The sequence below is a fragment of the Treponema zioleckii genome, from assembly GCF_014737315.1.
In the GTDB taxonomy this organism is placed as follows: Bacteria; Spirochaetota; Spirochaetia; order Treponematales; family Treponemataceae; genus Treponema_D; species Treponema_D zioleckii.
Genome location: NZ_JPUF01000047.1, coordinates 25,033 through 32,057, shown reverse-complemented (window position 1 = coordinate 32,057; position 7,025 = coordinate 25,033). Strand labels below are relative to the sequence as shown.

Sequence of the window (7,025 nt, the reverse complement as noted above, 5' to 3'; positions counted from 1 at the left end):
CATCGACTGTACTAGAAGCAGGTGCTGGAGCAGATCCACCAGCAATTGCTGTCAAATCATTAAGTCTCAAGACAATTGGAGAACCGTTATCAGCGGTTGCAAGAATGCCTTTTGATGTAATTGTAATTGCAGTAGCAGGTTTTACAGCTACAGGTGATTTCAGCTGCAATTCTGTCTGACTATTGAATTTTCCGATTGCATAGCCATTGCCACTCTTAACAACAGCATAGTAATTTCCTTCATATTCAATAAGAACAGATGTTTCTGAAAGAACCTCAGAGCTTTCCTTTGTTATTTCAAGCGTATTCTTGTCGATAAGAACCAACTTAATAGCTCCGTTACCAATATTTGTTCCGGCGATTGCAACGAAATTATTCTCTTCCTCGTATACGGTTCGGCTTCGAATTACAGCTACAGGAGACTCCTTAACGGTCTTTCCTGACGAAGCGTCCATTTTTACGATTTCAGAAAGAACACCAAGCTCATCAACTGTCTTCAAACCAAAGATAATGCTGTCGCCGTCAACCTCAGAAGCTTCTTTGATAAGCTGCTGCTGGTCTTTTGCAATTTCAGCACGCTCTTCCTGAGCTTCGTTGAGTTTTTTGTCAGCCTTAGCCTGTTCCTCAGTAGCCTTGTCCTGAGCTTCCTGAGTTTTCTGAGCCTGCTCATTTACGCTTTCAGCCTGTTTATCAGCCTTGCTCTGAGCATCCTCGGCTGCCTGCTGCTTGTTCTCAGCCTCAGCCTTTTTCTCGTCAGCTGCCTGCTGCTTATTCTCAGCTTCAGCCTTTTTCTCGTCAGCTGCCTGCTGTTTTTTAGCGGCATCTTCCTGAGCCTGCTTATCATTTGGATTTGCATCTGCCTTTTTCTGAGCCTCATCAGCTTCTTTCTGAGCGTTTTCGGCTTGTTTCTGAGCGTTTTCAGCCTCTTTCTGAGCGTTTTCAGCTTCTTTCTGGGCTGTATTAGCATCTTTTTTAGCATCGCTAGCCTCTTTGTTTGCATCGCGTGCTTTTTCCTGCTCTTCAGCAAGCTTAGATTTTTCTTCAGAAGCCTGTTTCTGAGATTCCTGAGCCTTTTCTGCAGCGTTCTCAGCTTCTCGTTCCTTGATGTCTACCATTTCTTTTCGAACATCAATTCCCTTGTCCTCTTCGCTCTGCAAAGACTCACGAACATTTTTGTCACTAATAATCGAAGTATCAACCGAACTCAATCCGCCGTGAACATCAGACAACGGAATTACGATTTGAGTTTTTCCTGCCCAATCCTCATAGCTTGTTGAAATACCAACCTTGTCGGTCGAGATTTTATCAAGTACAACTTTCTTGTATTTTCCAGCAAAATAATCCGTTTTTCCTCTGTAAACAGCGTTGTAAACTGTAACATAAGTTGCAACAGTATCGGCATCAGCACGGCTATACTTATAAGTTGAAACAAGATAGCCAGAAATGATTCTGCGAACATTCGAGATGTGGTCAACCATAGAATCAGCACCGATTATGAAAATATCAGCATCAAGTTTTCCAGTTTCGGCAGGATCCACCGCATGAATCACATAGTAACGACTTTCAGTTCCAACAGTTCCATAAGAATCAATTCTCGTAACAACCGAATCTCCCAGATTCGAACCGATTTGACGGATTTGATCTGCTGTATTTATAAAGGCATGTGGTCCACTATAGTTTTGGAACACAACGTTATTGCCATTCGCACTTTCCAATTCAGCCCTATCAACTTCGAGAGCGAAAACTGAAAAAGATGCTAAAAAAGCAGCAGCAATACAAAATAGCTTTTTATTGCCCATTTTTTTTATATCCTCCACTTAGATATTATCTTAAAGTATAACATATACGAATGGAGATTGCAAAAGGTTGATTCAATAATTCCAATAAAACATTTTTTTTTCAGAGAAGTTGCAAAAAAGTGGAGTTTTTAGAGTGATAAAAAAAACTTGCATTAAAATTACATAACGGTTTACAAATAACTTATTGACTATCGTTCAAGCATTTTATAAAATCAAATATAAATAATTTTTGGAGGTGCCTCCTTTGGCAGGAAAGAAAACATCTGCAGAAAAAGCATTTGCACAGAGTGAAGCTAGAAGATTGCACAACAAAGCAATCAAGAGCGAATGCCGAACATATGCAAAACAGTTTGTAGAAGCTGTTCAGAAAAAAGACGAAAAACTTGCACAGGAAAAGCTTAAGACTTTGGTTTCAAGACTTGATTCTGCACGCAGCAAGGGTGTCTTGAAGCGCAATGCAGTTTCTCGCAAAAAGTCGCGAATGATGAAACTTTATAATGCTTCATTCAATGCGGCAGCTGCAAAATAAGTTTTTATAACTCAAGATAAAAACATTAAACAGGTATTGCGGTTTGCAGTACCTGATTTTTTTTGTCCAGAATATTTCTCGAAAAAAAATAAAATAGATTCCATTTTTACAGTAGGTCTTATGGCAGAGAGAATAAAAGACGAAGACAAAGCTAAAGTAACTAAGTCCGATCTGGTAGACGCAATTTACACGGAAACAAGCATCGAAAAAAAAACAGTCCAAAAAGTTTTAGACGAATTTTTCAATCAAGTAAAAATATCCTTGACAAGCGGGAACAATATAGAACTTAGGGGATTCGGAATGTTCGAGGTAAAACTGAGAAAGGGCAGGGAAAATGCTCGCAATCCTCGGACAGGAGAAAAAGTATCAGTGCCGCCGCATTACACGGCTGTATTTAGGGTTGGAAAAGAATTAAAAGAAAGTTTACTTGATTTAGACATCGATAACAAGTAAAGTACATATATGCGTGCAGGTACAACACTTTGCATGAATAACGCATAGGGTGATTTTATGGCAGAGCAAAAAAATGGAAAAAATCTAACAGTATTTGGGCAAGAAACCGAATTTGACGGAGTGTTGCAGTTTACTGACAATCTTATAATCACAGGGAAATTCCACGGAACCATTATCTCTGAAGGAAATTTGGAGCTTGAAAAAACGTCGATTTGCGAAACCGACAGCATTTCGGCAAAATCAATTGTTGTTTCAGGAAACGTAAAAGGCAATCTTATAGCCACAGAACGTGTTGAGTTATGTGCAGGCAGTTCTGTTCGCGGTGATATTAAAACCGACAAGCTTAGGATTTCGGACAACGTGGATTTTGAGGGAAGGGTTGACATGATTGATTCCGTACCTGACATCGACTTGTTTTCTGTATCCTCAAAAGAATACAAGGATAGCCTTATTCAAAAATCACAAATATAGCAAGACAGCTTAAATAAAATCAAAGAGCGCTAGACCGATATGGTATAAGCGCTTTTTTTATCGATTGGCATAAATTAATTTTTGTAATTTACCAGCCGGAGGAAAATTTGGCTCAACACAAAGAAGAAGAAACATACGTCCGCCCAACTTGGGATGAATATTTTATGGAAGTTGCAAGAACAATTGCAAAACGAGCGACATGTGACCGAGGCCGTTCAGGTTGCGTAATCGCCCGCGACAATCAGATTCTCGTAACAGGCTATGTCGGTAGTCCGGCAGGGCTTCCGCACTGTGATGACGTTGGACATTTGATGCGAAAAATGATTCACATTGACGGAACAATCTCGCAACACTGCGTAAGAACCGTTCATGCGGAGCAAAACGCAATTTGTCAGGCGGCAAAACGAGGCATTGCGATTGACGGCGCGACCGTTTACTGCAAGATGACTCCATGCAGAACCTGCGCCATGCTTATAATCAACTGCGGAATAAAAAGAGTAGTCTGCGAAAAGCACTATCACGATGAAGAAGACTCTCTAAAAATGTTCAAAATGGCGGGAATAACAATCGAGCATTTGGAAGATACCGTACAGACTTACAAAGACATGTGATAATTCAGTATCTTTTTAAAATCCAGAAATTCTAAAATTCTCTAAAAAGTTCTGATTTTTCTTCTTCAAGCCAGCAAGAAATTTTTTCGGCAATCGAAAGAATTTTTTCATTGCGGCTTTTGCCAGTTATCGAGCACTCCCAAACAATGCCAACTCGCCAGCCTTCAAGAAGAAGTTTTTCAATATCACGAATATCGCGTTCTCGGTTTCGGGAAAATTTTCTGACCCAAAAATCGATGTTCGTTGTAGGCATTCGGAATTTTTCGCATTGCAGGGAATACAAAACATCTTCATCTAGGAGCGTTGACTTTATTACGGAAGACTCACTTTTCCAGCCATGAGAATGCCAAAAACATCCGTTTATAAAGATTACGGCGCGATAATGCGGAAAAACGATGTCCGGGCTGCCCGAAAGTCTTTTGTCATTTTTGCGAAATCGAAAGCCAAATTTAAAAAGAGTGGCTCTGAGCGTAACTTCGAGTTTTCCGCCAGTACTTTTTATTGCGGCCATATTTTTGTGTCTTTGCGGCGAAGTCCATATTTTGCTCGGAAAACTTACGCTTTCAAGAATTTTATAAGGTTTGCATTGAGCAAGGACTGCGGAAAAAATTTTTGCAGATGCAGGCAAAACCGCGTGAGGGATTGTAGCACCGCCGAAGGCGTTCCACGCTTGCGTGGAATGGAGCGAAAGCGGAAGTGCGGAAAGCCCGACCTGCCGACAGGCAGGGCACGCCCATTTAATTCCTTTTTCAAATTGCTCAGGCTTGAGTTTTAAGGCAATTGCGACATGTGGAAAAAATCGTTCTGGCGTGTAATTTCTGTTTGCGCCAGCTTTAAAATCCTTGAAGTATTTTTCGTGGAGAATCAGATTAAGTTCTTTTAACGATTCGGAATCTTTAAGCGAAAGAAAAATCACTTTTTTGAGAAAACTGTCAAAATCAGAAAAAGAAATTGAAAACTGCTGAGAAATATTTTTTGAAAAATCAAGAAATGCTGTTCGTAAAGTTTGCAAATCGGAATCGGCGGCATGAAACATTCCGAGCGTAATATGCGGCGGAGGCGCGTCCTTTACGAGACTATCATTTTGAGTAATCGCGGCAGCTTCGTTTTGGAGCGTCAAGATTTTTTTAGCAGAGTCTTCATCAAACAAAAGCGATACGGCATACGTGCGAGTTTTTTGAAGTTCGCTCATCGTATCCACCGAAAATTTTTCGTGCAAATCGACATACTAAAATTATATCAAAAATCGGGATTTTTGCGAAAGTTTGTTATACGACTTTTGACTCGCATTTGTGCTATAATCAAAAACATGAAAAAAAACAACTTTCCAGAACAAACTCACTTTATTGGCGTTCTGCTTCCAGAGGACATAACGCTTACCCTCGAAGATTGTCGTCGTTACATGAACGAAGTTTACGGATGCAAGTCTGGTTATGGAACGCCGATTCATATTACTCTCGTTCCGCCATTTAAGATGCAAAGGGATTTTTCTACAAAAGATTTGGTTACCGCGATTGAAAATGAAATTTTACCAAAGCACTTAGGTTTTACGGCGCATATCGATAATTTTGACGCATTTGGCGACAGGACCATTTTTGCAAAAGTAGTCGCAAATGAAAATTGGACGAGACTTCGCGACGAAACCTTAAAAGCGATTCTAAAAGCATGTCCGGGCTGTACAAAAAAAGACCAACGCCCCTTTCAACCGCATGGAACTGTGGCAAACCGAGACATTCCAGCAGGAGCTACGACAAAAGCTTTACAAGTGATGAATGAAATGAAACTAGCAGAAGATTTTTTGATTGACAACATAACGATTTTTGAACGACAAGGCGGAAAATGGCTTGCAGCTGTGACAGTCGACATATCTTAACTGCAAAGTTTTAAACTAACTTTCCGGGGAAAATGCAAAGCAACAGCTACAGACGTTCTTAACAGCGTTCAGGATTTTCCCTGTACACAAAAAGATGATTTCTAGATAAAATAAAAAACTATGAGTAACAGCATAAAAATAAAGTTATTTTTCCCAAATTATTTTTCTTTTTTTATAAACGGTGCCATGGTCCTTTTAGTAGGAGCCATTCTTCCATATCTCCGCGAGGAAGCGAATTTAAGCTATACAATCAGCGGAAGTCTTCTTTCGATATTTGCGGTTGGTAATTTTCTTGCAAGTTTTGTAAATCCAGGACTGACAAAATTGATTGGCAGAAAATGTTCAATTATTACGACGGCAATTTTACAGCCAGTTTCGCTTATAGGAATTTCCATGCTACCGCCGGTTCCGATTCTGCTTTTGCTTTTTTTGACGCTCGGAATCAGCAGAGGCTGCTATAGCATCATCAACAATGCATACATAAACGAAAAAGGTGACGGCAGCGCTGCTTCGCTCAATATTCTTCACATGGTATTTGCGATTGGAGCTTTTCTTGCACCAACACTGCTTTCTATTTATATAAATCTCAACCTTACTTGGCGCGATATTATCTACACAATCACAGTCGGTTCTGTGCTTTCGATTTTATTCCTTTGCAAGCTTGATTTATCGGGCACACCAAAAACAAAAACTGATGATTCAAAATCGATTTTACCAGAACAAAAAAGATTCTGGACTATGCCGATTTTTTATGTTTCTGGCTTTATCTTGTTTTTTTATTTAGGACTTGAAAACTGTGTTAACGGTTGGTTTGTAAGCTACTTAAAAAACACGGGAGTCATGTCACAAACTTATGCAAACGAATTAGTCTCGTTAACATGGCTCGCGGTTCTCGTCGGAAGGCTTACAACAGCAGTTTTGTCCACGAAAATCAAACAAAAATGGATTATTCTTGCGGATTGCATTGCAACAGCAATATTTTTTATTCTGCTTGTAAGCACAAAAAATCTTGTTGTAATCACAATCGCAATAATCGGGCTAGGATTCTTTTTTGCAGGAATTTATCCTACAGGAGTTTCAAACGCGGCTGTAGCCATTAAAGGTTCTGACTTTGGAACAAGTATGTTTCTTGCAATCTCGGCTCTGGGCGGCATTATTACCCCGCAAATCGTCGGAAAAGTCGCTGACCACATTGGTCTAACAGGCGCCATCTCAACTTTGCTCATAAACGTAGTCGCAATGATTGCACTTTCACTCATAAATGTGCGTCTCAATAAAAACAAATAATTT

Annotated in this window: 8 protein-coding genes; 6 read left to right on the top strand and 2 right to left on the bottom strand. The window is 39.9% G+C overall.

The features are described from left to right. A partial coding sequence (locus JI65_RS12025; RefSeq protein ID WP_191016942.1) for a P83/100 family protein occupies window positions 1–1,798 on the bottom strand: 1,798 nt, incomplete at its 3' end. A gap of 244 nt (window positions 1,799–2,042) precedes the next feature. On the opposite strand from JI65_RS12025, the gene rpsT reads away from it, so the two are divergent. From rpsT to JI65_RS12005, 4 genes are all read left to right on the top strand, one after another. Next, the gene (gene rpsT / locus JI65_RS12020) at window positions 2,043–2,327 is read left to right on the top strand and encodes a 30S ribosomal protein S20 (RefSeq protein WP_191016940.1); all 285 of its coding nucleotides are present in this window, start codon (window positions 2,043–2,045) and stop codon (window positions 2,325–2,327) included. A 120-nt stretch (window positions 2,328–2,447) separates the two neighbouring features. Beyond that, complete coding sequence (locus tag JI65_RS12015) at window positions 2,448–2,780, top strand: HU family DNA-binding protein (RefSeq protein ID WP_191016938.1); 333 nt, start codon at window positions 2,448–2,450, stop codon at window positions 2,778–2,780. 57 nt (window positions 2,781–2,837) lie between these two features. After that, window positions 2,838–3,251 (top strand): bactofilin family protein, encoded by a 414-nt coding sequence (locus JI65_RS12010; protein WP_191016935.1) that lies wholly within the window; start codon window positions 2,838–2,840, stop codon window positions 3,249–3,251. Between the two features lie 107 nt (window positions 3,252–3,358). After that, a complete protein-coding gene (locus JI65_RS12005) occupies window positions 3,359–3,862 on the top strand; it encodes a deoxycytidylate deaminase (protein WP_277950600.1) in 504 nt (167 codons plus the stop codon). Window positions 3,863–3,893: 31 nt separating this feature from the next. Here the strand turns inward: JI65_RS12005 and JI65_RS12000 are convergent, their stop codons facing one another. Continuing rightward, complete coding sequence (locus tag JI65_RS12000) at window positions 3,894–5,054, bottom strand: 2'-5' RNA ligase family protein (protein ID WP_191016933.1); 1,161 nt, start codon at window positions 5,052–5,054, stop codon at window positions 3,894–3,896. A gap of 117 nt (window positions 5,055–5,171) precedes the next feature. Here JI65_RS12000 and JI65_RS11995 point away from each other — a divergent pair, with 117 nt between their 5' ends. Together JI65_RS11995 and JI65_RS11990 are read left to right on the top strand one after the other, a co-directional pair. Then, the gene (locus JI65_RS11995; protein ID WP_191016931.1) at window positions 5,172–5,735 is read left to right on the top strand and encodes a 2'-5' RNA ligase family protein; all 564 of its coding nucleotides are present in this window, start codon (window positions 5,172–5,174) and stop codon (window positions 5,733–5,735) included. Between the two features lie 120 nt (window positions 5,736–5,855). Then, window positions 5,856–7,022: an MFS transporter gene (locus tag JI65_RS11990; protein ID WP_191016928.1), complete on the top strand. Its 1,167-nt coding sequence runs from the start codon at window positions 5,856–5,858 to the stop codon at window positions 7,020–7,022. The last annotated feature ends 3 nt before the right edge of the window (window positions 7,023–7,025 follow it).

Bases quoted from the DNA above. Each gene is read 5' to 3' on its own strand.
- JI65_RS12015 (WP_191016938.1), top strand. From the start codon at position 2,448: ATGGCAGAGAGAATAAAAGACGAAGACAAAGCTAAAGTAACTAAGTCC.
- JI65_RS12000 (WP_191016933.1), bottom strand. From the start codon at position 5,054: ATGAGCGAACTTCAAAAAACTCGCACGTATGCCGTATCGCTTTTGTTT.
- JI65_RS11990 (WP_191016928.1), top strand. From the start codon at position 5,856: ATGAGTAACAGCATAAAAATAAAGTTATTTTTCCCAAATTATTTTTCT.
- JI65_RS12010 (WP_191016935.1), top strand. From the start codon at position 2,838: ATGGCAGAGCAAAAAAATGGAAAAAATCTAACAGTATTTGGGCAAGAA.
- JI65_RS11995 (WP_191016931.1), top strand. From the start codon at position 5,172: ATGAAAAAAAACAACTTTCCAGAACAAACTCACTTTATTGGCGTTCTG.